Source organism: Pseudomonas sp. SID14000, from assembly GCF_002165135.1.
Lineage (GTDB): Bacteria > Pseudomonadota > Gammaproteobacteria > Pseudomonadales > Pseudomonadaceae > Aquipseudomonas.
In genome coordinates this window covers 166,121-189,321 of sequence record NZ_NFZQ01000010.1, presented here as the reverse complement: position 1 = coordinate 189,321, position 23,201 = coordinate 166,121, and the positions used below count along the sequence as shown (strand labels likewise).

Annotated in this window: 26 protein-coding genes and 1 pseudogene; 18 read left to right on the top strand and 9 right to left on the bottom strand. The window is 61.1% G+C overall.

The annotated features are described in order from the left end of the window. Window positions 1-99 precede the first annotated feature (99 nt). The gene (gene groL, locus CAY82_RS16865; protein WP_087502233.1) at window positions 100-1,719 is read left to right on the top strand and encodes a chaperonin GroEL; all 1,620 of its coding nucleotides are present in this window, start codon (window positions 100-102) and stop codon (window positions 1,717-1,719) included. Between the two features lie 28 nt (window positions 1,720-1,747). Next, entirely contained in the window at window positions 1,748-2,638 is an 891-nt protein-coding gene (locus CAY82_RS16860; RefSeq protein WP_087502232.1) for a universal stress protein, read from the top strand. An 87-nt stretch (window positions 2,639-2,725) separates the two neighbouring features. Here the strand turns inward: CAY82_RS16860 and CAY82_RS16855 are convergent, their stop codons facing one another. Beyond that, window positions 2,726-3,298 (bottom strand): phosphoribosyltransferase family protein, encoded by a 573-nt coding sequence (locus CAY82_RS16855; protein WP_087502231.1) that lies wholly within the window; start codon window positions 3,296-3,298, stop codon window positions 2,726-2,728. Between the two features lie 279 nt (window positions 3,299-3,577). Here CAY82_RS16855 and CAY82_RS16850 point away from each other — a divergent pair, with 279 nt between their 5' ends. From CAY82_RS16850 to CAY82_RS16835, 4 genes are all read left to right on the top strand, one after another. Then, the gene (locus CAY82_RS16850; RefSeq protein ID WP_087502230.1) at window positions 3,578-4,015 is read left to right on the top strand and encodes a YeeE/YedE family protein; all 438 of its coding nucleotides are present in this window, start codon (window positions 3,578-3,580) and stop codon (window positions 4,013-4,015) included. Between the two features lies 1 nt (window position 4,016). Beyond that, entirely contained in the window at window positions 4,017-4,436 is a 420-nt protein-coding gene (locus tag CAY82_RS16845; protein WP_087502229.1) for a DUF6691 family protein, read from the top strand. A gap of 90 nt (window positions 4,437-4,526) precedes the next feature. Beyond that, entirely contained in the window at window positions 4,527-5,027 is a 501-nt protein-coding gene (locus tag CAY82_RS16840) for a peroxiredoxin (RefSeq protein ID WP_087502228.1), read from the top strand. A gap of 125 nt (window positions 5,028-5,152) precedes the next feature. Beyond that, on the top strand, window positions 5,153-5,611 hold the full coding sequence (locus tag CAY82_RS16835; RefSeq protein ID WP_087502227.1) for a MaoC family dehydratase: 459 nt from the start codon (window positions 5,153-5,155) through the stop codon (window positions 5,609-5,611). 30 nt (window positions 5,612-5,641) lie between these two features. Here the strand turns inward: CAY82_RS16835 and CAY82_RS16830 are convergent, their stop codons facing one another. From CAY82_RS16830 to CAY82_RS16815, 4 genes and pseudogenes are all read right to left on the bottom strand, one after another. Then, the gene (locus CAY82_RS16830) at window positions 5,642-6,508 is read right to left on the bottom strand and encodes a patatin-like phospholipase family protein (RefSeq protein WP_087502226.1); all 867 of its coding nucleotides are present in this window, start codon (window positions 6,506-6,508) and stop codon (window positions 5,642-5,644) included. A 90-nt stretch (window positions 6,509-6,598) separates the two neighbouring features. Then, window positions 6,599-6,697, bottom strand: a pseudogene (locus CAY82_RS26175) (tyrosinase family protein); the annotation flags it as partial. Window positions 6,698-6,936: 239 nt separating this feature from the next. Beyond that, window positions 6,937-7,758, bottom strand: a complete 822-nt coding sequence (locus tag CAY82_RS16820) for a helix-turn-helix domain-containing protein (RefSeq protein ID WP_087502224.1) — start codon at window positions 7,756-7,758, stop codon at window positions 6,937-6,939. 2 nt (window positions 7,759-7,760) lie between these two features. After that, a complete protein-coding gene (locus CAY82_RS16815) occupies window positions 7,761-7,976 on the bottom strand; it encodes a hypothetical protein (RefSeq protein ID WP_087502223.1) in 216 nt (71 codons plus the stop codon). Between the two features lie 17 nt (window positions 7,977-7,993). Between CAY82_RS16815 and CAY82_RS26725 the strand changes: the two genes are divergently transcribed. Further along, window positions 7,994-8,203 (top strand): hypothetical protein, encoded by a 210-nt coding sequence (locus CAY82_RS26725; RefSeq protein WP_170931091.1) that lies wholly within the window; start codon window positions 7,994-7,996, stop codon window positions 8,201-8,203. 144 nt (window positions 8,204-8,347) lie between these two features. Then, a complete protein-coding gene (locus CAY82_RS16805; RefSeq protein ID WP_087502222.1) occupies window positions 8,348-9,274 on the top strand; it encodes a universal stress protein in 927 nt (308 codons plus the stop codon). A 27-nt stretch (window positions 9,275-9,301) separates the two neighbouring features. Here the strand turns inward: CAY82_RS16805 and CAY82_RS16800 are convergent, their stop codons facing one another. Further along, window positions 9,302-9,850 (bottom strand): GNAT family N-acetyltransferase, encoded by a 549-nt coding sequence (locus CAY82_RS16800; protein ID WP_087502221.1) that lies wholly within the window; start codon window positions 9,848-9,850, stop codon window positions 9,302-9,304. A gap of 187 nt (window positions 9,851-10,037) precedes the next feature. Between CAY82_RS16800 and CAY82_RS16795 the strand changes: the two genes are divergently transcribed. From CAY82_RS16795 to CAY82_RS16780, 4 genes are all read left to right on the top strand, one after another. Further along, window positions 10,038-10,964: a universal stress protein gene (locus CAY82_RS16795; protein WP_087502220.1), complete on the top strand. Its 927-nt coding sequence runs from the start codon at window positions 10,038-10,040 to the stop codon at window positions 10,962-10,964. Further along, a complete protein-coding gene (locus CAY82_RS16790) occupies window positions 10,955-12,322 on the top strand; it encodes an MBL fold metallo-hydrolase RNA specificity domain-containing protein (protein WP_087502219.1) in 1,368 nt (455 codons plus the stop codon). The genes CAY82_RS16795 and CAY82_RS16790 overlap by 10 nt, the downstream gene beginning before the upstream one ends. Window positions 12,323-12,377: 55 nt before the next feature. Continuing rightward, window positions 12,378-12,986 carry a hypothetical protein gene (locus CAY82_RS16785; RefSeq protein ID WP_087502218.1) on the top strand — a complete coding sequence of 203 codons (609 nt, stop codon included), beginning with the start codon at window positions 12,378-12,380 and terminating at the stop codon, window positions 12,984-12,986. A 62-nt stretch (window positions 12,987-13,048) separates the two neighbouring features. Next, window positions 13,049-13,738, top strand: a complete 690-nt coding sequence (locus tag CAY82_RS16780; protein WP_087502217.1) for a phosphoribosyltransferase — start codon at window positions 13,049-13,051, stop codon at window positions 13,736-13,738. A gap of 57 nt (window positions 13,739-13,795) precedes the next feature. Here CAY82_RS16780 and CAY82_RS16775 read toward each other — a convergent pair whose 3' ends face one another. Then, on the bottom strand, window positions 13,796-14,365 hold the full coding sequence (locus CAY82_RS16775) for a GNAT family N-acetyltransferase (RefSeq protein ID WP_087502216.1): 570 nt from the start codon (window positions 14,363-14,365) through the stop codon (window positions 13,796-13,798). Between the two features lie 219 nt (window positions 14,366-14,584). Between CAY82_RS16775 and CAY82_RS16770 the strand changes: the two genes are divergently transcribed. The 3 genes from CAY82_RS16770 (at window position 14,585) to CAY82_RS16760 (ending at window position 18,090) form a co-directional block, all read left to right on the top strand. After that, a complete protein-coding gene (locus CAY82_RS16770; RefSeq protein WP_087502215.1) occupies window positions 14,585-15,145 on the top strand; it encodes an Hsp20/alpha crystallin family protein in 561 nt (186 codons plus the stop codon). Between the two features lie 68 nt (window positions 15,146-15,213). Continuing rightward, window positions 15,214-15,678, top strand: a complete 465-nt coding sequence (locus CAY82_RS16765; RefSeq protein WP_087502214.1) for a CBS domain-containing protein — start codon at window positions 15,214-15,216, stop codon at window positions 15,676-15,678. Between the two features lie 36 nt (window positions 15,679-15,714). Then, window positions 15,715-18,090, top strand: a complete 2,376-nt coding sequence (locus CAY82_RS16760) for a phosphoketolase (RefSeq protein WP_087502298.1) — start codon at window positions 15,715-15,717, stop codon at window positions 18,088-18,090. A gap of 14 nt (window positions 18,091-18,104) precedes the next feature. On the opposite strand, the gene CAY82_RS16755 is transcribed toward CAY82_RS16760, so the two are convergent. After that, window positions 18,105-19,088 (bottom strand): ribose-phosphate pyrophosphokinase, encoded by a 984-nt coding sequence (locus CAY82_RS16755; protein ID WP_087502213.1) that lies wholly within the window; start codon window positions 19,086-19,088, stop codon window positions 18,105-18,107. Between the two features lie 110 nt (window positions 19,089-19,198). On the opposite strand from CAY82_RS16755, the gene CAY82_RS16750 reads away from it, so the two are divergent. Then, window positions 19,199-19,735, top strand: coding sequence for a BCAM0308 family protein (locus CAY82_RS16750; protein ID WP_087502212.1), 537 nt, complete (start codon window positions 19,199-19,201; stop codon window positions 19,733-19,735). A gap of 55 nt (window positions 19,736-19,790) precedes the next feature. On the opposite strand, the gene CAY82_RS16745 is transcribed toward CAY82_RS16750, so the two are convergent. Beyond that, on the bottom strand, window positions 19,791-20,780 hold the full coding sequence (locus CAY82_RS16745) for a universal stress protein (RefSeq protein WP_087502297.1): 990 nt from the start codon (window positions 20,778-20,780) through the stop codon (window positions 19,791-19,793). On the opposite strand from CAY82_RS16745, the gene CAY82_RS16740 reads away from it, so the two are divergent. Both CAY82_RS16740 and CAY82_RS16735 read left to right on the top strand, forming a co-directional pair. Continuing rightward, a complete protein-coding gene (locus CAY82_RS16740) occupies window positions 20,751-21,740 on the top strand; it encodes a universal stress protein (RefSeq protein ID WP_256576292.1) in 990 nt (329 codons plus the stop codon). The genes CAY82_RS16745 and CAY82_RS16740 overlap by 30 nt on opposite strands. A gap of 197 nt (window positions 21,741-21,937) precedes the next feature. Next, window positions 21,938-23,125, top strand: a complete 1,188-nt coding sequence (locus CAY82_RS16735; protein WP_087502210.1) for a sodium:proton antiporter — start codon at window positions 21,938-21,940, stop codon at window positions 23,123-23,125. The last annotated feature ends 76 nt before the right edge of the window (window positions 23,126-23,201 follow it).

The window sequence follows — 23,201 nt, the reverse complement described above, 5'->3', positions numbered from 1 at the left end:
GCTGCCCTGATGGGTTGACAAAAATCAAGCATCAGGGGGCGGGGGGCGAGATGCTGGCAGCATTCGCGATTAGTCCTGACCTGCATGGGAGGCGACGCCATGGCCCACAGCAAAATCCTGTTCCGCTCGGCCGCGCGGGAAAAAATTCTAAGTGGTGCCACTCAGCTTGCCGATGCCGTACGCGTCACCCTGGGGCCAAAATCCAAATCGGTGCTGATGCAGAGCAGTTGGGGGAGGCCGACCGTCTGCAACGATGGTGTGACCATTGCCAAGCGGGTCGATCTGCAGGACCCGGAAGAGAACCTCGGCGCCCAGATGCTGCGCCAGGCGGCCGAGCGTACCGGGGAGGCGGTGGGCGATGGCACCAGCACTGCGACTATCCTGGCCCACGCGATACTGGCCGATGGCGTACGTAATGTGGTGGCAGGGGCCAGTGCCATTGACCTCAAGCGTGGCCTGGACAAGGGGCTGGCATTGGTCATGAAATCGCTGCTGGCACAATCACGCCAGGTCAGCACGCTCAAGGAAAAGGCCCAGGTGGCGACCCTGTCGGCGCACAACGACCCATTGATCGGTCAGTTGGTCGCCGATGCCCTGGAGAAGGTCGGGGTCGAGGGCGTGGTCAGCGTGGAGGAGTCCAAAACCACCGAAACCGTGGTCGACATCATGGATGGCATGCGCTTTGACCGGGGTTATGTGTCTCCTTACTTCGTCACTGATACCGAAAAGATGCAGGTAGAACTGACCGATGCTTGTGTCTTGCTTTGCGACCACAAGATAGGCGCACTCAATGACCTGCTGCCATTGCTGGAGCAAGTGGCGAAAAGCGGCCAGCCGCTGGTGGTGATCGCCGAGGACATTGACGGCGAGGCGCTGACCACGCTGGTGGTCAACCAGATTCGCGGGGTGCTGCGCGCGGTAGCGGTGAAAGCTCCCGGCTATGGCGATCGGCGCAAGGAAATGCTGCAGGACATCGCCGTGCTCACGGGGGCGACCCTGGTTTCAGCGGAGCTTGGCGTCAATCTCGATCAACTGCAGCTGTCCCAGTTGGGCCAGGTGCACCGTGCGGTGGTGTTGAAAGACAGCACGGCGCTGATCGGTGGCAAGGGAACCCAGCAAGCCGTGGCGGCACGGATCGCACAAATCCGGGTTCAGATCGAGGCGTGCACCAGCGATTATGACCGGGAAAAACTTCATGAGCGCCTGGCAAGGCTTGCCGGCGGCGTGGCAGTGATCCGTGTTGGCGCACCCAGCGAAGCGGAGATGAAGGCGCGCAAGGATGCGTTGGATGACGCCTTGGCCGCCACCCGTGCGGCTATTGCCGAAGGCATAGTGCCAGGCGGTGGCCTGGCCTTGCTCAAGGCCGTGCCCGCGCTGCTCGCCGAAGAAGCAGATAGTGACGGCGATACGCGCACTGGCCTGCAGATACTACGGCGGGCGCTGGAGGCTCCAGCGCGAATGATCGCCGAAAATTCCGCGGTCGACGCGGGCGTGGTGGTGGCACGCATGCTCGCCGAAACGGGCAGCATCGGCTTCGATGCCGCGGCGAACGCCTACGTGGACCTGTATGAAGCCGGGATTATCGACCCCACCAAAGTGGTGCGCATCGCACTCGAGAACGCCGTGTCGGTCGCCAGTATCCTTCTGCTGACCGAGGCAACCATGACCGACATCCCCGAAAAGACACCGCCTTTGATGCAACCCCCGTTGCCTGAGTGATCAGGCGAACTGATCGTTGGAGGCAACCATGAGCCACTATCAACGCCTGCTGCTGATCCTGCACCCGGCATTGCGTCAGTCCAGCGCTTTGGAGCAAGCTGCCGCCCTGGCCAGGTCAAGTTCGGCCAGCCTGCATATCGTCGGCCTGCTGGAGTCGCTGGACAAACTCAGGTTCCTGGAGACAGGTGATCGTCTAGCGGAGCGGCAGGCCTACCTGCAATCCCAGCAGCAACAGCTTGAAAGCCAGGCGCAAGCGCTACGCGCTTCGGGGGTGCAAGTAACGAGCGAAGTTGCCTGGAGTAGCGATCTGCAGGCAGATATTCTTGAGCGTGCGTTGGAAATACAACCGGATCTGTTACTCAAACAGGTCGATCACGAGCCGGTGCTCAAGCGGGCTTTCTTTACCCCATTGGACTGGAAGCTGCTGCGCCATTGCCCGATCCCGGTCTATTTGTTGGGGGCTGCCAGGCCGGCCTTGCCACGGCAGATAGTAGCGGCAGTGGACGTAGCGGATTCGTCACCTGAGGGCGAGGCGCGCAATGAAAGCATTGTCCAGCAGGCCAACGCCTTGGCCTTGCAGACTGGAGCGCAACTGGATCTGTTGCATGCCTGTGACCTGACGATGGCCTACATGGGCGATATGGGTTACTCCACGTGGGCAGTCGGCGATGTTGGCGAACAGTTGCGGCAAACCCTCGAGGCTGACTTCAGGGCGCTGGCCGACCGTTATGGCGCCCCGGCCGAACGCTGCCACTTCGTCCTGGGGCGCCCGGTCACCGTGCTGAGCGAGTACGTGGAGACTCACCCTGTGGACGTCATTGTCATGGGCAGGCCTTTTGCAAAGGTGCTGGACCGGCTATTTGGTAGCACCACAGAGCACGTCTTGTACCAGCTATCCTGCAATATTCTGGCCGTCTAGGGCCCTGGGCCGGGTCACGCAGTCCCCCCGCCCGCAAGCAGCTCGTAATGACAAGGGCATGCAACAGTTCTTCGCCCGCCAGGTGATTCAGGCTGTATCAGCTGTGCGCCCATGCCGCACCACTTCCACACAGAATTGCGCCTCGTAGGGCGGCACATGGCATTCGACGATATCCTGCGGCGCAACCTGCAGGTGAATGCCCACGATATCCGCATGAACCGGCTGGCGGCAGACGTGTCGGTCAACGAGCACTGCGCTGACGACACGCCGCGCACCCAGTTCGGCCAGATAAGCGCAGGTGCGCAGCAAAGAGTACCCTTCGTAGAGCACGTCATCGACAACCAGCAAGGTGGTACTGGCAAGGTCCAGCTTGCCTAGCTGAGGGTTCCCGGTGAGCTGCGTATGGGCGTGCAGGAGGCTGAGGTCGTCTGCATAGCGCTTGACCTTGATCGGGTAGAGCGGCAATGGTGCCGCACCGGTCAGTGCTTGCAGGTGCAGTTGCAGGCGACGCGCCAGCGGTTCACCGCGCCGTTGAATGCCCACCAAGGCCACATGGGACGCAGGCAGGTATGCCAAGGCCTGGCGGGCCATAGAGCGCAGCACCTCGTCCAGGTCCTCCTCGTCATACAGGCGAACCCTTGAGGGAGCGAGGCTGTTCATGATTTTTCCTTTGGCCGGACAATGGTCACTGGGAGCTTACCCAGGCAGCACTGGGTGGACTTGATAAATGTTAATTCGTGGGCGGTAGAGCAAGGGCAACGTATTACCGTCCGTTGAATGTCAGTTCTGATCCAGGCCAAACACCCCAGGCAAAGGCTGGGTATCGTTAAGGCGAAATTCTCTTTAAATTGGTTTGTATGTATCCGGGATAATCTTGAATTCATTCTGTTTGTGTTGAAACTTTATCCTTCTCTTATTCCTGTTGCAGGGAGAAACACGATGGCAATTGATTTGCTGGCCTTCACACCATGGTCCGCTCTGGCCGGTGGTGCGTTGATCGGGCTGGGGGCTGGTTTGTTCGCGGTGATGAATGGTCGTATTGCGGGAATCAGTGGTTTGCTTGGTTCGATGTTGCAGCGAGGCGGGGAAGGGCGCAGAGAAAAGCTGGCCTTTCTTTTGGGATTGCTGGCAGCACCGCTGTTGTGGGGGGTATTTGCCACGGTGCCGTCCCCCCATTTCACTACGGCATCGGGGACGCTCATCATGGCAGGGCTGTTGGTAGGCCTCGGCACACGCTACGGCAGCGGTTGCACCAGCGGCCACGGCGTCTGCGGCCTTTCTCGCCTGTCACCACGTTCGGCCGTGGCAACGCTGTGCTTCATGGCAACCGGTTTTGCCACGGTGTATGTCGTCCGACACCTTGTACAAGGGGGCTGACATGCCTGTCATCAGTGGGTTTCTCGCCGGGGTGCTGTTCGGCATTGGGTTATTGCTGGCGGGGATGGCCGACCCTTCCAAGGTGCTCGGTTTCCTCGACATTGCCGGACAGTGGGATCCTTCGCTGGGGCTGGTGATGATCGGGGCCATCGCTACGGCTTGGTTGCCGATGCGCTGGGCGCGCCGACATTCAACGGCGTTGCTGGGTGGGGTGATGCAGTTGCCCGACCGACGCGATGTGGATCGCCGTCTTATTGGTGGCAGCCTGGTATTCGGCATTGGCTGGGGGCTTGCGGGTATCTGCCCGGGGCCGGCACTGGTTCTGCTGCCTGCCGGTTACTGGCAGGCCTGGCTGTTCGTCGCTGCAATGCTGGGAGGCATGACATTGTTCCAGTGGATTCAGACACGCCGTGGCACCTGAGTACGGGGTTGTCTGAATAAACCGCTGTATGTACGTACCCTGGTAGATTGCGGCATGATGCCTGGCTACTTTTCGTGCAGGGAGACAACGATGATCAAGACCGGCGATACACTGCCCGACGTAACGCTTTACGAGTACAGCAACGGCGAGGGCGCCTGCGCGTCAGGCCCGAATGCGTTTTCCCTGCATGAGCGTTGCAAACGGAAAAAAGTGGTGATTTTTGGCTTGCCTGGTGCCTTCACGCCTACCTGTTCGGAGCGGCACGTCCCTGGTTACGTGGCCGCGGCACAGAACCTGTTCGCTGCCGGTGTTGCCGAAATTCTCTGTGTTTCGGTCAATGATGCGTTCGTCATGAATGCCTGGGGCGTGAGCCTGCAGGCGGGCGAGGATGTCAGGATGATCGCCGATGGCAACGGTGAGTTCAGCGAGGCGCTGGGGCTGATGCAGGACCTCTCGGCGCGTGGCATGGGCCGGCGTTCGCAGCGCTATGCCATGTTGGTCGATGACCTGGTGGTCGAGCACATCGCGGTCGAAGCACCCGGCAAATTCGAGTGCAGCGATGCCGCGAGCATGTTGGCTTTGCTGCGTTAGTTCGTGAACTGAAGGCACGCCCGCTCCCACAGGGCCAGCTCATTGTCGAAGCGGTTGTTCAATGCCACTGAAAACCGTACTCAACTGGCGCCAGCTTCAGAACTTAAGCTACCCGGAGGTGATCCATGGCTTCTGCAACTGACAGGCTCTATTTCGAGGATTTGCAGGTAGGCGATTCCTTCATCAGCGGCTCGTATGAAATGACCCAGGAGCGGATCGTGAACTTCGCATCGGAGTTCGACCCTCAGCCATTCCACACGGACGCCAATGCTGCGAAAGACACCTTTTTTGCCGGGCTGGCTGCTAGTGGCTGGCATACATCCGCTGTCACGATGCGGTTATTGGTAGAGAGTGTTCCAGTGGCTGGAGGGCTCATCGGCGCCGGTAGCGAAATCACCTGGCCTAGAGCCGTGCGACCAGGTGACCGGTTGCGAGTGACAACAACGGTAAGGGAGCTTGTTGCGTCGAAGTCGAAGCCTGATCGGGGAGTCGCTGTCCTTGAGAGCATCACGCTCAATCAGGACGACGCCGTATGCCAAACCACTGTTTCAAGGGTATTGGTGTTTCGTCGAGCAGATTCATAAGGCCCCCAGCCGGGATCGCTTTCAGATCACTCAATGCTCACAAGCATGAGAGTGAACGGTCAGGGCACCCGGTACCTTGGTCCGCTCGAGCCCGCCGTGGTCTAACCACCGAAGTGTCTGCTCATAGGCACGCTCCAGCAACGACTCGGTCTGGTCAAAGTTGAATACCGAGACATCGACCGGGCACAAGGGGGGAACGATATGCAGGCTGGTGATCGTGCGGAAGTGTTCGATGTCACTGACAAGCTGGCGCATGCTCATCAGGTTGATAGTGTGCAGGGCCAGCGCAACAAGGCCTCGGGGTGGTTGAGTCAAGGCGCAGCTGAGCCCGGTGGGGATTACCACAACGTTGCTGGCGCCCAGCGCTACGGCAGTTGAAATAGGCGTATTGCTTGCCACGCCGCCATCCACCAGGAACTGGCCGCCGATCTGCACGCAAGGGAAAACCAGCGGGATCGCAGCGCTGGCCAGTAGCGCCTGCTCGAGTTCGCCATTGGACAGGACTGTCTCGGCACCGCTAAGCAGGTCGGTGGTGACGATGTGCAGAGGCAGTTTCGCATCCTCGATACGATGAATAGGCAGCGCCTTGCCAAGCAATCGGTGCAAGGCCGCCGGCTGTAGCAGGAAGCCGCGCCGTTTGAGCAGGCCTCTACAGGTATCGAGCCAGGACAAGGGGAAAATGTCAGTTCTACTCAGGCCTCGCCAGAATGCGGCGAGCGTCTCCACCCCCTGAGCGTTGGGCCTTGCTGCAAAGTAGGCGCCGTTAATCGCACCTACCGAAGCGCCAACCACCATGTCGAATTGCACATTGGCTTCGACCAGAGCCCGTAGCATACCTACCTGGACCGCGCCCAGACTGCCGCCGCCAGCGAACACGATCGCGGTTTGTGTAGGCATGATTGCAGTCTCTGTGCAGGCATGTGTCGGTTGAGTGTAGCTGGCGTGTCGGCTCCGGAACTGGCGGCTGACAAGGCCCTGTTCGGAGGTACAGTCGATCAGTTGTTCCAGGTACAGCAGGTAGGCCCGGTGCCAGAGGGCAAATGCCTCCTGGTAATGCAGGCACCAGTTGGTGTGGATGTAGGCGTACGGTCAAGGGAGTCCTATGAGTTGCCGCTGGACGGGGGGCTACACCGGGCCGTCGATGCCTGACTGGAAGCCAGTGGGGTGCATGGCACCCCCAAGGACCCGCGCAGGCCAGAAGATTGATGCAGGAAAGTTCTCCGACCTAGACTGCATCGTCCTCAAGCCCAGTGCAGTACCTGTGGAAGCGCACTCAGGCCCCACCAGGTTGCCGATGCCCAACACAACAGCGATATGGCTGACATTCACCGTTGCGAGCATGGCGTCTTTCGCGCTGCCTTGGTCTCGGCTTCCGCGCCGTCTTGCTCGAGCGCCATCAATGCGGGCAGGTCGAGTATCTCTACGAGCCTGCCACGCATGCTGACGATACCTAGCGCGCGCAAGCGGGCAACTGAACGACACACGGTTTCCTGGCGTAGGCCCAGGTACGAAGCCATGTCTTCTCGAGACATGCGCAGCATGAAACCGTGGGCAGAATAGCCCCGGCTGACGAAGCGTCTGGACAACCCGACCAGGAAGCTGGCCAGCCGCTGTTCGGCGGTGAGGTTGCACAGCATCAGCACTCGCTCATGCTCGCGCACGATTTCCTTGCTCATCAGACGGTTCAGGCTTTGCTGCAGGACAGGAAAGTCGCGCGCCAGTGCCTGCAGCCGGCGATAGGGGACAGGGCAGACCTCGCTGTCTTCCAGGGCAATGGCGTCGCATACGTGATGGTCGGTGGCGATGGCGTCGAGCCCAAGCACATCACCCGGCATCCAGAAATTGATCACCACGCCTTGGCCTTCGGCGCTGTTTAGGCTGGTCTTGAAGCTGCCGCAGCGTACGGCATAGAGCGTCGTCAGCGGATCGTTGGCATTGAAGAGTGCGGCGCCTTTGCGAACACGCATGCGCGGGCCGATCAGCGCGCCCAGGCAACTGTTGTCGTGCACTGGCAGGCCGGTGGGCAGGCACAGCCCGCTGACACGGCACTCGGTGCACAGGGTCGTTAGCGGTTTCAGATGAATCGGGGTTGCCGGGCTCGGCGCTGCAGGTTGGTCGAGCAAGGTGACGCTTCGTAGGCCGGTCATTTTCAGGCCTCCTTCGCGCATCGGAGATCTGCCTGGGTTGCCATTCGCGCAGATGAACAGCCGGCAAGCATGTCCAGCGCATGGGGCGCGTTGAGGCGGGCATTCAACCGTTCGACGAACGCTTGCGCTTCGGCGAAGGTATTGAAGCTCACCCGGCAATCATCCATTCGGACCCACCAGCGGTTCTGTTCGGGATTTTCTTCGACGTAGATGTTCATGGAAGCCTCCAAAAAGCATGCATGAGCAAACCAGCTGCAAATCCATGCGAAACGAAGGCATCCCTGCCGACAACAGGGGTGGTTCAGGGTGTAACGGCCATTTTCATTACGCCATCGCGCTGGTTGGCGACCGATTCACAGGCGATTTCGATGTGTTTGATGAGCACCATGGCGTGCCTCTGGGGCATTCGATGATTGTTGTTGGTATAGATCAGATTGCGCTGTAAATGCCTCGAAGCTTTGATCCGCATCAAATACACGCGCGGCCGGTATTGCCGTCTGTCCGCGCAGTGGTTCAGTGATAAACATCAAATCCGCGAGGCGCGGGTGGTGGATGATCCACTGACACTTCCCAACCGCTGAGGTGCGCCATGGACAACCCGCAAAGACTCTTGCTGATCACCTCGCCCCTGATGCGGCGCACCCCGGTTTACGACCGTGCGGCTGCGCTGGCCAAGGCCAAGGGCATGGCGCTGCACATTGTGGCGTTCGATTATCTGGAAGGGCTTGCCACGGCGGGCCTGGTCAATGACCAGGCGCTGGCTGTCATGCGCGAAGGCTATGTGCAGCAGCACCGTGACTGGCTGGAGTCCCAGGCGCTGTCGATGCGGCGCAATGGTGTCACGGTCACCACGGAAGTGGTGTGGGTGCAGCATCCGCTGGACGAGATCCTCGTACACCTGCGCGAACAGCCGTTCGCCATGCTGATCAAGGCCTTCGAGCATGAACCCTGGTGGGTGCGGCCGATGCTCACCTCGCTCGACATTCAGTTGCTGCGGGAAACCCGTATCCCCCTGCATCTGGTGCATCAGGCCAGCCATGCGCTGCCGCGCAAGATTCTGGCCGCCGTGGACCTGTCTCGCCCTGAGGACCTGTTCGAGGGGTTCAACGACCAGATCATCAGCGAAGCACTGAAACTGGCATTACAGTGCAATGCCCAGATCGATTTGTTATATGCCTACGACGTGGGGTCCATGTACCTGGACGCAGGCGGCAGCCGCGAGCATTCGTTCCCGTTCGACTCCAACCTCGCCCAGACACTGCACGAGGCGCAAACCGATGCCTTCCATGCACTTGCCGAGCGCAACGGTATCGCTACCGAACACCGCCACCTGCGGTTGGGAGACCCGGCCAAGGTGCTGGCGCTGTTCGTGGAGCACAATGATATCGACGTACTGGTCATGGGCAGCCACCACCATCACGGCATTGGCTGGTTCATCGGTAGCACTGCGGAGCGGGTATTGCATCGATTGTCCAGCAGCGTGCTGGTGATTTCACCGGAGCCTTCCAAAGGCTAGGCTGCAAGGCCCGAAAGGGCCTTGTTTTCAGGCGCGAAGGTCAAGTTCGTGAATGATTTCGCTGACATCGCCACCCAGGTAGCGTGAGCTGAACCCCAGTCCCTTGGCCAGCCGGTGCATGGCGTAGTTGTTCGCCAGGTCCCTGGAGATCATGCAGTGAAAGCCATTGCGCTTCGCGGCCGCGATCAGGTGCTGCATCAGCAGCCGGCCCAACCCCTTGCGTTGCCATTCTTCGTGTACGGCTATGGCGCATTCACAGAGCCGGCTGCCGGGAACACTGGCATACCGGCTGACCCCGATCTGCCGCAACTGGCCATCTGCATGGACCAGGGCAACGTAGGCTTCGCTCTGGTGATGATCCACTGGCATATGTTGCGCATCCAGGCTCGGAAGGCCGCCACTGAGCCCGGCGATGAAGCGGAAACGCCGTGCCTCGTAGGCGATCGTGCTGAGAAAGCGGCGGTCCCTTTCGCGGTCTTTGTCATCCAGCGGGCGGATCAGTACGGCAGAGCCGTCCGAAAGCTTTTCGATCCAATGCTCGCACGCGTCTGGCTGTTCAGTCTGCTGCCTGTTCATGTCGCCTCCCGGTCACCTGGTCGATGCTTGCTGCAGTGGTTGTACCGTGCTGGGCGGCGCCGGTTCTGACAATCGTCAAGTTCAGGCTCGACGGTGGGTTTTTCTGATCTGCATCAAGCGCGAAGCGACCCGTCTTCGGACAATCGCCTACATCATCACGCCAGCCGCGCAAGCCCGGAGGTTCACCATGGGTCAATATCGACAACTGTTGGTGCTGCTCACCGAGGTCGATCCGCATTCGGCCGCACTGCGCAGGGCCCTGGCCCTGGCGCATGTCAGTGGTGCCAGTGTGCATGTGCTGGGCTTGTTCGAACCGACGCAGGAGCACCTGCTGCGCGAAGAGCGATTGAACGAGGCGGATATCCAGCGCCAGTTCGATCACTACCGTGTGCGGCTGGCGGGGTTGGTCGAGCGTCACCGTGGCGGCAGCATCGCCTTGACGGTCGACAGCCTGCAGGCGGACGACATCCGCAGCCAGGCCATCGACTACATCAGCGAACTGCAGCCCGATATGGTCATCAAGGACAGCGAAGCGACGCCAGCCATGGTGCGACTGTTCCGCACGCCTCTGGATTGCGCCTTGATGCGGGGTTTGAAGGGCGTCACGCATTTCGTGCCGGCGGCCGCGGTGTCGCTGCCCAAGCGCGTGCTGGTCGCCGTTGACACTTCTTTCAGCGAAACACCCGACGTCCAGGCGTCCTTCAACCGTGGGCTGATCCGTGCCGCGCAGGCGCTGGCGCTGCAATGCGATGCGCAGTTGCACCTGCTCTCGGCCTACAACCTGGCAGGCGTGTTCGCCTCGGACATGAACGTCACCCAGGCGTGGATCGATGAGATGCGCAGTGCCTTGAAGGAGCCGTTCGACACCTTGGCGGACGCCGAGGGGGTCGCGGCGGATCGCCGCCACTTCATGGAAGGTGGCCCCGTGCATGTGATTCGCGAGCAGGTCGCTGCGCTGGACATCGACACGGTGGTCATGGGTGTCGTGCAGCCCAAGGGCCTGGACAAGCTGCTGGGCGACACTACCGAGCGCATCATCAGCCGTCCACCGTGCAGCGTCCTGGCGTTTCACCCGCAAGCGCTAGAAGCCCTGGAGCCCTGGCCATGCAACTGACATTTCTTGGTGGTACCGGGACCGTGACTGGCAGCAAGTTCCTGCTGACTCGCGACAGCAGCCGCGTGCTGATCGACTGCGGGCTGTTTCAAGGCTACAAGCAACTGCGTCTGCGCAACTGGGAACCGTTGCCGGCGGCGCTGAGCGCGCTCGATGCCGTGGTACTGACCCATGCCCATCTCGACCACAGCGGTTATCTTCCGGTGCTCGCGCGGGAGGGCTATACCGGGCCTATCTACGCAACCCCGGCCACTTGTGCCTTGGCCGAGATCCTGTTACTCGACAGTGCCCGGCTGCAGGAGGAGCAGGCCGAGCATGCCAACCGGCACGGCTACTCCAGGCATTCGCCGGCACGCCCGCTTTACACCGAACAGGATGCAAAGCGCGCCTTGGCACTGTTGCGCCCTGTGGCGCTGCATCAACCGATCATGGTCGCGCAGGGCATGGAGCTGCTGCTGCGTACGGCTGGACACATACTCGGCGCGGCGACGGTGCAGATCAAGGCCGATGGCCAGACCTTGGTCTTTTCCGGCGACCTGGGACGGCCACAAGACCCGATCATGCGGGCACCGGAACTGATCAGGACGGCAGACGTGCTGCTGGTGGAGTCCACCTATGGCGATCGCCAGCATCCAACCGAATCGACCGAGCAATTCCTGGCCCAGGTCATCAACCAGACCCTCCTGCGTCATGGCATCACCTTGGTGCCGTCGTTCGCCGTTGGCCGTGCCCAGTTGCTGATGTACTACCTGTACAAGCTCAAGCGCGATGGCCTGATACCTGATATCCCGGTCTACCTCAACAGCCCGATGGCCACCGACGCAACCGTCCTGTACCAGCAGTTCAGGAGCGAGCATCGGATGACGCCGGCGGAATGCGCCGCAATGTGCAGGGGCACGCATATCATCCGCACGGTAGATGAATCCCGGCGTCTGGATCAGCTGCGTGAGCCTGCGGTCATCATCGCCGCCAGTGGCATGGCGACCGGTGGGCGCGTTCTGCACCATCTCAAGGCGTTGGCACCCAACCCACGCAACAGCATTCTGTTCTCGGGTTTCCAGGCTGGTGGTACGCGCGGCGCCGACATCGTCGCTGGTGCGCACAGTGTCCGCCTGCATGGCGAAGACGTGCCTGTCCGGGCCCAGGTATATGCCATGGAAAACCTCTCAGCGCATGCCGATGCCGACGAGATCATGGAGTGGTTGCGCGGGTTCGCCCGCCCGCCACGCCAGACCTACGTCATCCATGGCGAGCCGCACGCCGCCGATACGTTACGACGGCGGATCAGCATCGAGCTCGGTTGGCAGGTGTATGTGCCCGAGTACCAGGAAACCGTTGCCATTGACCCAGTGCGCTAGCCTGGGCCGGGAGGCTGTCATGGATACACAAGCAAGGGCGAAACTCCGGGCCTGGATGCATCGGCCACGGGGTAGCCTGGGGTTGATCGTGGCCATCTTCGCATTGCTCGTCATGGCCGCTGCCTACCGGTCGTTGAGCCCGAGCTGGCGCCTGCCCATGCAACATCCGTTCGTGCTGTTGGCGTTGCTGGCCTTGTGCGTGGCGTTGGGGTGGGTGGTGCAGCGTGGTGTGAAACGTACGGTCGGCAAGACCATATTCAATGGCCAGGCCACGGGCTGGCAAGCTCGGCTTGCCTTCGTGCGCTCGGTCACCCAGGAGTCGAACATTCTCTTGGGCCTGCTGCTGTTCTTCGCATTGTTGGGTGGCGGCACTGTTTGGCTTGCCGGGCGCTCGGTGGACCGCATCGTGCAGAGTTGCGCGGACAACCTGCAGGCCCAGGTGACCACTTCCGAAGATGAAAAGCTTACGGCGTTGGTTGGCAAGCCGGTGTGTACGTGCCTGGCGCAAACGTTCCTCGATCGTAATGGGGTGATCCGCCTGGCCTTGTTCGAAACGCCGATGCGGGAAGTTAGCGCATATAAGGCGTTAACCGCGGACGACGAACAGCGCTGCCTCGACCAGTTCGACCTGCTGCCTGAAGAGGCCCGGGCGATGGCGCCTTGAATAGCGGCAGTGCTTGCCAGTAGTTGATACGACAGGCGCCCGTCGTGGCGCGGGAGGTTTCCATGTCACATGATCTTGCTCGTCGAACCCTGTACCCCGACCGCGCCGAAGCCGGCCGCTGCCTGGTGGCGCCTTTGAGCCAGTATGCCGGAAGGGCTGACGTGATCGTGCTAGCCCTGCCGCGGGGCGGCGTACCGGTGGCTTATGAGGTTGCGAACGCTCTCGAGGTTCGCCTGGATCTGCTGGTGGTGCGCAAGCTCGGAATGCCTTCGCACCCTGAATATGCCATGGGCGCGATCGCCGGGGGCGGGGTGAAGATTCTCAACGACGATGCATTGCGGGCTTATCAGGTCGACCGGGCCCTGTTGGAAAGCGTGGTAGCCAAGGAAACCCAGGAACTGATTCGACGTGAGCGCGCCTACCGGGGGACCCGCCCACCGCTTCGGCTCAAGGACCAGACGGTGATCCTGGTCGATGATGGCTTGGCAACCGGGGCCTCGATGATGGCGGCCATACAGGCGACGCGTGCGCAGTCACCGGCGCGCATCGTGGTCGCCGTGCCGGTCGCACCACCAGAAACACTGGAGGCCATGTGGGGCGAAGTGGAAGAGGTGGTCTGCCCGCTGGTGCCCGAGCAGATGGTTTCGGTCGGCTACTGGTACCAGGACTTCCCCCAGGTTTCGGACGAGGAAGTCATGGCGCTGATGGACAAGGCCGGGGTCGCGGAGTCCTCGTTTTGCCGGAGGCCGTGAGGCGAAAGGCGGGCGGGGCAGCGCGGTGGCTGCCCCAAACACCGCCGCAACGGTGCTTCAGGTCAGGTTGAGGCGATGGATGACCTGGGTCGGATCATCCGGGTCGATGCTGGTGGTAAATCCTGCCGCCTTTGCCAGGTCGCGCATCGCCTGGTTGGCGGCTGAGTCGATCGAGTACATCTGCCGCATGCCCTTGGCCCGGGCATGATCAATCAGGTGCTTGAGCAACAGGCGGCCCAGGCCATGATGCTGCCAGCTGTCGAGCACCGTGACAGCGCATTCGCATTCATCTTTGCCTGCAATGGCGGCGTAACGGGAAATGCCCACTTCTTGAAGCTCGCCGTCCACATGGGCGAGGGCGACGAAGGCGGCTTGCCGGTCCTGGTCGATCGCCATCAACTGGTCGAGCATCGCCTCACCGGGCTCCTTGATCTGGCACAGGAAGCGAAAGTGCCGCGACTGGGGCGACAGCCGCTCGATGAAGGCTCTCTCGCGCTCCCGGTCCTTGGCTTGCAGCGGCCTGATCAGTACATGGGTGCCATTGTCGAGGGCGTCGATCCAATGCTCGCCTGCAGGTTTGGGAAACGAGGGGGCGGTGTATTGACGGGAGGGTTCTGTGGGAGTCATGGCAGCAATCCTCAAGTGTCGGAAATGAACAATGGAGGTTTAGTTTCGACACTCGGCCCTGCGCGGACTTGATAGTTGTCAATTGTCCGGTCGCCGGCCGCTGTCACCTGTCAGGCATTGCGGCAGCCCGCTGATTGATAAAGGTCAAACGCGGGGTTGCCTCACAGCGCAAGATCGAGGCGTCTCCCTGGGAGGCATTACTTATTCGAGGAGGTCGCCATGTCCGAAGCAGCCAAGAAAGTACCTGTCACCCCCGCAGCCACGCAGCCCGCCAAGGTTTCGCCACCAGGCACCGAACCATCGGACCTGTGGCGGCCGATCCAGCAGTTGCGGCGTCAGATCGACAGCCTGTTCGATGACTTCGGGCGCCGGCCATTGCGCATGCCGTTCAGCCACACGCCGTTCGATGTCGAGCCATTCTGGCGGCGTGAGCTGTTTAGCCATGGCATGCCGGCGATGGATATCAGCGAACTGGCCGATGAGTTTCGCATCAGCGCCGAACTGCCAGGTGTGGATGACAAGGACATCGAGATCAAACTTGTCAATGGCAATGTGGTGATTCGCGGCGAGAAGCAGGAAGAGGTCGACGAAAAGCGCAAGGAATACCACCTGTCGGAGCGGCACTACGGCAGCTTCGAACGGGTCTTCCAGCTGCCCCGTGAAGTTGACGCTGAAAAAATCAATGCCCAGTTTGCCAAGGGCGTGCTGCTGGTGCACCTGCCCAAGCGCGCTGAAGCGATTCACCCTGAAAAGGTGATTCCCATCAAAAGCAGCAAGTGATTCACCCGACTGATTTCGGGAGCAGGGACGCTCCACCTTCACCTTCGCATTCCAAAGGGTAAAACATCATGTCCATTGGCAAATACTGCAACCGGGATGTGGTCACGGCGCCCCCCAGCATTTCCATCGGCGCCGCGGCGCGGATGATGAGCCGATACCACGTTGGTGACCTGGTGCTGGCCGAGCCTGTCGACCGAGACCGTTGTCGGCCCATCGGCCTGATCACCGACCGCGACCTTGCGCTGAGGATCATCGCCCGCAACCCTCCGGACCAGGAAGATCTGCAAGCCATCGATATTATTCCACGGCCACTGATCACCGCGAACCAGAATGAAGACCTGTTCGATGTGATTCTGAACATGCGGCGGGCCAACATTCGGCGGATCCCGGTGGTCGATGACTTTGGCCTGTTGGTCGGCATCGTCACGGCAGACGACCTGGTGGGGCTGTTGGCCGATCACCTGCACGAGCTGACCTTGCTGATCCGTCAACAGAGCCGACGGGAAGAAGATATCCGCGCCGGGGATTTTTGAACGCATATGCGCACGCGCCAGGCAGAAGGGGCGATCATGAACGATTTTCCAGGTACCGAGGAACTCGAATGGCTGGATGCCTACTGGCGGGCCGCGAACTACCTTACCGTCGGTCAGATCTATCTTCAGGACAACCCCCTGTTGGCCACCCCGCTGAAATTGTCCGACATCAAGCCACGATTGTTGGGGCATTGGGGTACGTCGCCTGGGCTCAACTTGATCTACACCCATCTGAACCGGCTGATTCGCCAATACGATCTCAACGTATTGTTCGTCGCCGGCCCTGGCCATGGGGGCCCGGCCATGGTCGCCCAGGCGTATCTGGATGGCACCTATACCGAGCTGAACCCGGCGATCGAGCGCAACGCGCAGGGGATGGCCCGGCTGTTTCGTCAGTTCTCCTGGCCGTACGGCATTGGTAGCCATGTTGGCCCGCATGTCCCGGGTTCTCTGCACGAAGGTGGCGAGTTGGGCTATGCCTTGGTCCATGCCTATGGCGCTGCCCTGGATAACCCACAGTTGATCGTGGCCTGCGTCATCGGCGACGGCGAGGCAGAAACCGGTGCGCTGGCGGCAAGCTGGCATTGCAACAAGTTCCTCAATGCCGCGCGCGACGGTGCGGTACTGCCGATCCTGCACCTCAACGGCTATAAGATTGCCAACCCGACGGTGCTGTCGCGGATCAGCGAGGATGAGCTGACCAGCCTTATGTATGGCTATGGCTATGATCCCTATTTCGTCGAGGGCGACGAGCCGATGGAGGTTCATCGGGCGCTGGCCAGGACGCTGGACGTGATCTACGAGAAAATCTGCCAGATCCAGCGCCTTGCCCGGCACACCGAGGCAGGCGAAGCCATCGACCGGCCGCTGTGGCCGGTGCTGGTATTGCGCACGCCCAAAGGCTGGACGGGGCCGAAGTTCGTCGATGGGCAGCGGGTAGAAGGGACTTGGCGCTCGCATCAACTGCCCCTGGCGGACCTTCGCAAGCCGCTGCACTTGCAGCAATTGCAGCAATGGCTGGAAAGCTACCGACCCCATGAGCTGTTCGACGCTCAGGGGGCATTGCTTGCGGAGCTGGCCGCGCAGGCCCCTACCGGGCGGCGGCGCATGAGCGCGAACCCGCATGCCAATGGCGGGCTGCTGTTGCGGGCGCTGGACCTTCCACGCTTCACTGATTACAGCGTGAAGATGGACGGGCCTGGACAAGTGCGTGCAGAGGCGACCCGGATACTTGGAAGTTACTTGCGCGACGTCATGAAGAACAGCCTGGTGTCCCGCGATTTCCGCCTGTTCGGCCCTGACGAGACGGCTTCCAACCGGCTGGATGCAGTATTCGAAGCGACCAGCAAGGTCTGGCTGGACCCCCACGGTGCCGAAGACAACCACCTCGGACCAGACGGCAGGGTGATGGAGATACTCAGTGAGCAGATTTGCGAAGGTTGGCTGGAGGGTTACCTGCTGACTGGCCGCCACGGCCTGTTTTCCTGCTATGAAGCGTTCATCCATATTGTCGATTCGATGATCAACCAGCATGCCAAATGGCTAAAGACCGCCGCCGAGGTGCCATGGCGCAAGTCGATCGCTTCGCTGAACATCCTCCTGACCTCGCATGTCTGGCGTCAGGACCATAACGGCTTCTCGCACCAGGACCCAGGTTTTCTCGACATGCTGGCCAACAAGAAGGCCGATATCGCGCGTATCTATCTGCCACCGGACGCCAACTGCCTGCTGTCCGTGGTTGATCATTGCCTGCGCAGCCGCAATTACATCAATGTCATCGTTGCGGGCAAACAACCAGAGTGGCAATGGCTGGATGCGGATGCGGCGAACCTGCACTGTCAGTCCGGCATCGGCCGTTGGGCATGGGCCAGCCATGACGATGATCTGCCGGAGGTGGTCCTCGCCTGCGCCGGCGATGTGCCCACGCTGGAAGTGCTGGCGGCAGTGACCCTGCTTCGTGATTACGTCGCCGATCTGCGGGTAAGGGTAGTGAACGTGGTTGACCTGATGGCAATGCAATCACCACAACAGCATCCGCATGGCTTGCCCGACAGTGACTTCAATGCGCTGTTCACCGAAGAGCAGCCGGTGATCTTCGCCTTCCATGGTTATCCGGCCTTGGTTCACCGTCTGATCTACAAGCGTGCCAACCCGCAGCGCTTCCATGTGCATGGTTTCCGTGAAGAAGGTGCGACCACGACGCCGTTCGACATGGCGGTCATCAACAACCTGGACCGCTACCAGTTGGTGCTGGATGTGTTCGAACGCGTGCCTCGCCTGCAGGCACAGGTGGAGCAGGCGCGAACCCGCTATTGGTCGACCATGGAAAAGCACAAGCTGTACCTGATCGAGCATGGCGAAGACCTGCCTGAGGTTGCGCAATGGCACTGGACGGCGCACCCAGATGCCTGAGATGCCGCCAAACCCTATCGTGGTGTAGGTGACGAAGGAAAAGTACCAGCGCCCCGGCGGTTGGCAAGCAACTCGGCGACCAGGGCGCTGGTATCGACGATATCCAGCTGCGTCAGGCATCGCACGGGTAGGCGAAAGGGCGCGACGCTGTCAGCCACTAGCACCCGTTCGAACGCGCCGTTGTCAAACAGCTCGCCACCGGTGGTGAACAGACCGTGGGTGGCAGCGGCCAGTATGCGGTTGGCTCCGGCCTGCCGGCAGGCCTGGGCAGCGCGTAGCAGCGTCTGCCCCGTGCTGATCAGGTCGTCGAACACGATGACGGTGCTGCCTGCAACGTTACCGACCAGATGTTCGCCGCTCAGGCCCACCTGCTGGCGGTGCTTTTCCATCATGGCCACCGAGACCGGGCGCGCCAGCAGGTCCGCCAGGACCTGGCGAAACTGCTCGGCGCGTTTGATGCCACCGATATCCGGTGACACAACCGTGACTGTCTGTTCACCGAGTAGCGGGGCCAGGTGTTGGGCGAATAGCTGGGTGCATTGCAGGTTCCAGCTCGGGATTCTGTAGGCGTTGTCGAAGGCACTGGGGTTGTGCACGTCCAGCGCAACCACGCGGTCCACGCCGCAGCTTTCCATCAGGCGAGCTACATGGCGGGTGATGGTAGCGTCCTGAAACTCCACCTTGCGGTCCTTGCGGCCATAACACAGGTAAGGCGTGACTGCCGTCACCTGGCTGGCGCCGGCGTCCTTGAGTGAGCCACAGAAGAACAGCAGCCGGCACAGCTTGTCGTGCGCGCTGTGGTGCGCGTCACCATAGAGCGAGTGGAAGACGATGACCGCTTGACCGTCGACCGATTCGACAGGCCAGCACTTGTGTTCTCCGTCCTCGTAGTCGCGTTCTTCATGTTCAGACAGTTTCCAGCCCAGGCGTTGCGCCACGGCATTCCCATAGGCCTGGCTGCCTTGCAAGGCGAACAGTAACGGCGGTGTGTCATTCATGCCCTGCGCTCCAGAGGTCGTTCACAGCAACATAAGCGGCATGCCACTGCGCGGTTTGATGATTATCAAGTCGAGCATAGCCAGTGGGCGGACACTGGGCAGGTCAGAGCATGCCACGGCCTGCGCCCCTCACACCCTGCACGGAGAGTACGCCAATGGACAAATACCAGAAGAGCCACAAGGACAAACTATTCAAGTCACAGCCGTTCGATCCCTATGCTACGCCACTTCGTTCTGGCGGTAGTGCGCGTTGTCCGCAATGTGGAGCTGCCTACCACGGAGGAGAGTGGCACGCGCATGGGGCGACTGGACCTGGGTCGATGGAGTCGATCGTCTGCCCGGCATGCCGACGGATCGAGGACCATGCCGCTGCCGGACAAGTGCGGGTGTCGGGCCGTTTTCTGGCGGCGCATGAAGAGGAGATTCGCCAGCTCATGCGTAACGTGGAGCAGCAGGAAAGGCAGACGCATGTTCTGGAGCGCTTGATCGCCATCGATTACCAGCAGGACCAACTGGTGGCAACCACCACGGGCACCCACCTGGCCAACCGCATCGGTCATGAGCTGGAGGCTGCCTACGACGGTACGTGCAGCTACCGCTACAGCGACAGCGAAGTGTACCTGAGTGTCGACTGGCATCGCGACTGAGGCCATGTCGCCTGGTTTCACTCCAGGGAGGAGGTGAAACCAGGCGGGCGATCATTCAACCGTGGATAGCCAGAATGCTGGAGTGAACCTTGTACAGGGTTTGCTCGGTAGTGCTGCCGACGACCTTGCTCACCCCCTCGTGGTAGATCGTGCCCATCACCACCACATCGAAGCCATGCTGGTTCGCGTATTCGCTGACCACGTTACGGGCAGCGCCTCGCACCAGGTGCAGGTGATCGGGCTTGATGCCGTAGTGGCCGCCGAACGTCGCCATGCGCTCCCGCGCACGACCGGATATTTCCTCGACCAGTTTGTCAGTCCAGGCCACGGGGGCGGCGGCATAGGCGACGAAGCTGGCGCTGGGCTCGTAGGCCTGCAGTAGATGCAGTTGGGCCTTGCATCGCTGCGCCAGGGCTTGTGCCGACTGCAGGATGTGGTCATTGAGCTTGTCGATCACCGGGTCGTTCTCGACCAGATCCGCTGCGACAAGTATGCGCGCCGGCAACTTCGCTTCAGCCTGGGCCACCAGGTGCAGCGGGATCGGGCAACGGCGTAGCAATTGCCAGTCCAATGGCGTGAGCAGAGCACGGCTCAAGGCGGTTTCGTGCTTGATGTCCTTGATCACCATCTCCACCCGGTGCAGTTGGGCCAGCCGGATCAAGTCGTTGAGCGGGTCTTCATCGTCCAGCGTCTCGGCGTAGGCGGTAATGCCCAGTTCGCCCAGCGCCTTTACCTGGTCCGCGAGCCAGGCCTTGCGGTGCTCGGCGTCCTGCTTGCGGGCATTGCTGCGCAGTACCTGGTCGAGGGTGGCCAGGCGTGATGGCAGCTGGCTGAGCACCACCAGGTGCAAGGTGGCACCTGTCGCGCTGGCCAGCGCCTGTGCACGCGTCTGGGCAGGCGAGGGGTGCAGGTCTGGATGGCAGATCAGTAGCAGTCGCGAGTAAGCGTTCATGATGGCCTCCACGGCGATGGTAGCCTCGATGAAGGCCCACCGGTTCAGGCCAAGGGTGACGCAGTGGGGCTTGACGGCCTTGATATTTATCAAGATCGGCTGAGCGTCAGCTTCGATAATGACAGCGGTGCGGCACACCACATTCGTGCCCGGAGGTGGCTGATGAGCCTGTACCGACGAATTCTTCTGGTCATGACCAGGGTCGAAGCCCATGCCGCGCTGCGTCGGGCTATGGCATTGGCTCAAGCCTCAGGTGCTTCGTTACACGTACTGGGCATCCACACGCCCGCCGAACGTGGCTTGCCCGATCAAGGGCAGAAAGCTTCACAACCGTCAGCCGCTTTTGGGCATTTCAGTACCGGGCTCAAGGCATTGCTCGACGAGCAGGCCCCCACAGGGATGCACGCCACCTTCGAGGCGGTGGAAACCGCCACGGCGCGTGACCTCATACCGGCCTGTATCGCACGCTTTGCGCCTGACTTGGTGATCAAGGGGTGTTCCGCCAGTCCGGTACTTGGCCTGGTCGACAAGTCCTCGATCGAACATGTGTTGCTGCATACGTGCCAGGCGCCATTGCAGTTCGTGCCTGCCGACGCCCCGACCATGCCCGCGAACATTCTGGTCGCCGTGGATGTGGCCAGGGCGGAGCTTGCTCAGAAAACGCTGAACCATGCGCTGGTGGAGGCGGCGCGGCAACTGGCGAGCGCATGCAACGGCCAGGTCCACCTGCTGTCGGTCTACGATTTGCCCATCCCCATGCTGGCCAATCCCGACCTCGCAGCACCTTGGGTAGAGCAAGTGCGCGAGTCGCTCCAGGTACCGTTCGATGAACTGGCCGATATCCATGGCATCCCCTACGCCCAGCGCTACTTCATCGAAGGTGCGCCGCTGCGCATCATCCAGTCCCTCGTCGCCACGTTGAAGATGGATGTGGTGGTGGTAGGTGTAGTTCAGCCCAGACGCTGGGCCAAGCTTATCGGTGATACCACCGAACGGCTTGTCAACCATGCGCCGTGCAGCATTCTGGCGGTCAGGTGCGCGCCCGCAGACTGATTCAGGCGGTATCGCCGGCTCGGTCGTGGCGAAACGCTCGACAATTTCCTGTGCCGCGACTTGCACCACCAACGCGGTCCTACAGGTTAATTACCTCGACTGTTGACCTAGGATAACTTCTGCCGCCTTTCGGATCGCCACGCCACGAATGCAGTGGTAGCGTTTTTATACAGTCGTGTCGATCACGGTGGGTTGTCATGTATCAGAATCTGGCTGTTCTGGCTGCCTTGCTGGTGCTTTACGCCAACCTGGCCGGCGCGCTCGAGTCCAAACCCATCAACGGGCCCCTGTTGTTCCTGCTGGCGGGCCTGATAGCCGGGCCGGCTGGGTTCGGGTTGCTGAACCTTTCTTTGGATCGCCATGATCTTCGCCTACTGGCCGAGCTTACCCTGGCGATCGTGTTGTTCAGCGATGCTGCCCAGGCTGATCTGGCTCAGTTGCGCCTTCACCGCAGCCTGCCACTGCGTCTGCTGACGATTGGCTTGCCGCTGACCCTGATCGCCGGCTGGCTTGCGGCGTGGCTGATGTTCCCACGCATGCCCTGGCTGGAAATGGCCCTGTTGTCGACGATACTGGCCCCCACCGATGCCGCCCTTGGCAAGGCGGTTGTGACCAACCCCGGCGTGCCGGCCAATGTGCGTGAAAGCCTGAATGTCGAAAGCGGGCTGAACGATGGTATCTGCGTGCCGGTTCTGCTCCTGCTGCTGGTATTGCTGATGGAAAGCCGCTCGACGGTACCCTTTGCCTTGGCGGGTTATTTATTTTTGGAGGAACTGGGTATCGGCGTCCTGACGGGGGCTGTACTGGCGCTGATAGTGGGGAGACTGTTGCGTCTTTCCCAACGCCGCTGCCTGCAGATGGACTCATGGCAACAACTGGTGATGCCCGCCCTGGCGTTGCTGAGTTTCGCCAGCGCCCAGGCATTGGGCGGTAGCGGCTTTATCGCTGCGTTCTGCGCAGGTCTGCTGACGGGTTACCTGTTCAATCGGGAAACACAGCCGCTGCTCAAGACCGGCGAATCCTGCGGCGAAGCGCTTTCGCTGCTGACCTGGGTGGTGTTCGGTGCCTACGTGGCACCCAAGGCCACGCAAATCCTGTCGCCTTCGGTATGGTTCTATGCACTGCTGAGTCTGTCACTGGTGCGTATGGTGCCTGTCTGGGTCAGCCTGGCCGGGAGCGAGCTGGCTGCCGAGAGCCGTCTGTTCATTGGCTGGTTCGGGCCACGTGGTCTAGCTTCTATCGTTTTCGCTGTGCTGGTACTCGATGCGCCGTTGCAAGAGGGCAGCACGATCATCGCCACGACCATCGCTTGCGTCGTGCTAAGCGTGGTATTGCACGGCGTCAGCGCTGCACCGGGGGCTCGCCGGCTAGGGCGCAGCGTTTGAAAGTGAAGGCCTGGCTCGAACCGCTCGTGATACTCAGCTCTTCTTCAAAGGTCGATTGCTGCCGCTGCATCAGAAG

Bases quoted from the DNA above. Each gene is read 5' to 3' on its own strand.
- CAY82_RS16785 (WP_087502218.1), top strand. From the start codon at position 12,378: ATGCATCGGCCACGGGGTAGCCTGGGGTTGATCGTGGCCATCTTCGCA.
- CAY82_RS16760 (WP_087502298.1), top strand. From the start codon at position 15,715: ATGAACGATTTTCCAGGTACCGAGGAACTCGAATGGCTGGATGCCTAC.
- CAY82_RS16765 (WP_087502214.1), top strand. From the start codon at position 15,214: ATGTCCATTGGCAAATACTGCAACCGGGATGTGGTCACGGCGCCCCCC.
- CAY82_RS16735 (WP_087502210.1), top strand. From the start codon at position 21,938: ATGTATCAGAATCTGGCTGTTCTGGCTGCCTTGCTGGTGCTTTACGCC.
- CAY82_RS16820 (WP_087502224.1), bottom strand. From the start codon at position 7,758: ATGACCGGCCTACGAAGCGTCACCTTGCTCGACCAACCTGCAGCGCCG.
- groL (WP_087502233.1), top strand. From the start codon at position 100: ATGGCCCACAGCAAAATCCTGTTCCGCTCGGCCGCGCGGGAAAAAATT.
- CAY82_RS16795 (WP_087502220.1), top strand. From the start codon at position 10,038: ATGGGTCAATATCGACAACTGTTGGTGCTGCTCACCGAGGTCGATCCG.
- CAY82_RS16855 (WP_087502231.1), bottom strand. From the start codon at position 3,298: ATGAACAGCCTCGCTCCCTCAAGGGTTCGCCTGTATGACGAGGAGGAC.
- CAY82_RS16830 (WP_087502226.1), bottom strand. From the start codon at position 6,508: ATGCCTACACAAACCGCGATCGTGTTCGCTGGCGGCGGCAGTCTGGGC.
- CAY82_RS16780 (WP_087502217.1), top strand. From the start codon at position 13,049: ATGTCACATGATCTTGCTCGTCGAACCCTGTACCCCGACCGCGCCGAA.
- CAY82_RS16790 (WP_087502219.1), top strand. From the start codon at position 10,955: ATGCAACTGACATTTCTTGGTGGTACCGGGACCGTGACTGGCAGCAAG.
- CAY82_RS16775 (WP_087502216.1), bottom strand. From the start codon at position 14,365: ATGACTCCCACAGAACCCTCCCGTCAATACACCGCCCCCTCGTTTCCC.
- CAY82_RS16840 (WP_087502228.1), top strand. From the start codon at position 4,527: ATGATCAAGACCGGCGATACACTGCCCGACGTAACGCTTTACGAGTAC.
- CAY82_RS16800 (WP_087502221.1), bottom strand. From the start codon at position 9,850: ATGAACAGGCAGCAGACTGAACAGCCAGACGCGTGCGAGCATTGGATC.
- CAY82_RS16860 (WP_087502232.1), top strand. From the start codon at position 1,748: ATGAGCCACTATCAACGCCTGCTGCTGATCCTGCACCCGGCATTGCGT.
- CAY82_RS16750 (WP_087502212.1), top strand. From the start codon at position 19,199: ATGCCACGGCCTGCGCCCCTCACACCCTGCACGGAGAGTACGCCAATG.
- CAY82_RS16815 (WP_087502223.1), bottom strand. From the start codon at position 7,976: ATGAACATCTACGTCGAAGAAAATCCCGAACAGAACCGCTGGTGGGTC.
- CAY82_RS16850 (WP_087502230.1), top strand. From the start codon at position 3,578: ATGGCAATTGATTTGCTGGCCTTCACACCATGGTCCGCTCTGGCCGGT.
- CAY82_RS16805 (WP_087502222.1), top strand. From the start codon at position 8,348: ATGGACAACCCGCAAAGACTCTTGCTGATCACCTCGCCCCTGATGCGG.
- CAY82_RS16835 (WP_087502227.1), top strand. From the start codon at position 5,153: ATGGCTTCTGCAACTGACAGGCTCTATTTCGAGGATTTGCAGGTAGGC.
- CAY82_RS16845 (WP_087502229.1), top strand. From the start codon at position 4,017: ATGCCTGTCATCAGTGGGTTTCTCGCCGGGGTGCTGTTCGGCATTGGG.
- CAY82_RS16755 (WP_087502213.1), bottom strand. From the start codon at position 19,088: ATGAATGACACACCGCCGTTACTGTTCGCCTTGCAAGGCAGCCAGGCC.
- CAY82_RS16770 (WP_087502215.1), top strand. From the start codon at position 14,585: ATGTCCGAAGCAGCCAAGAAAGTACCTGTCACCCCCGCAGCCACGCAG.
- CAY82_RS26725 (WP_170931091.1), top strand. From the start codon at position 7,994: ATGCATGAGCAAACCAGCTGCAAATCCATGCGAAACGAAGGCATCCCT.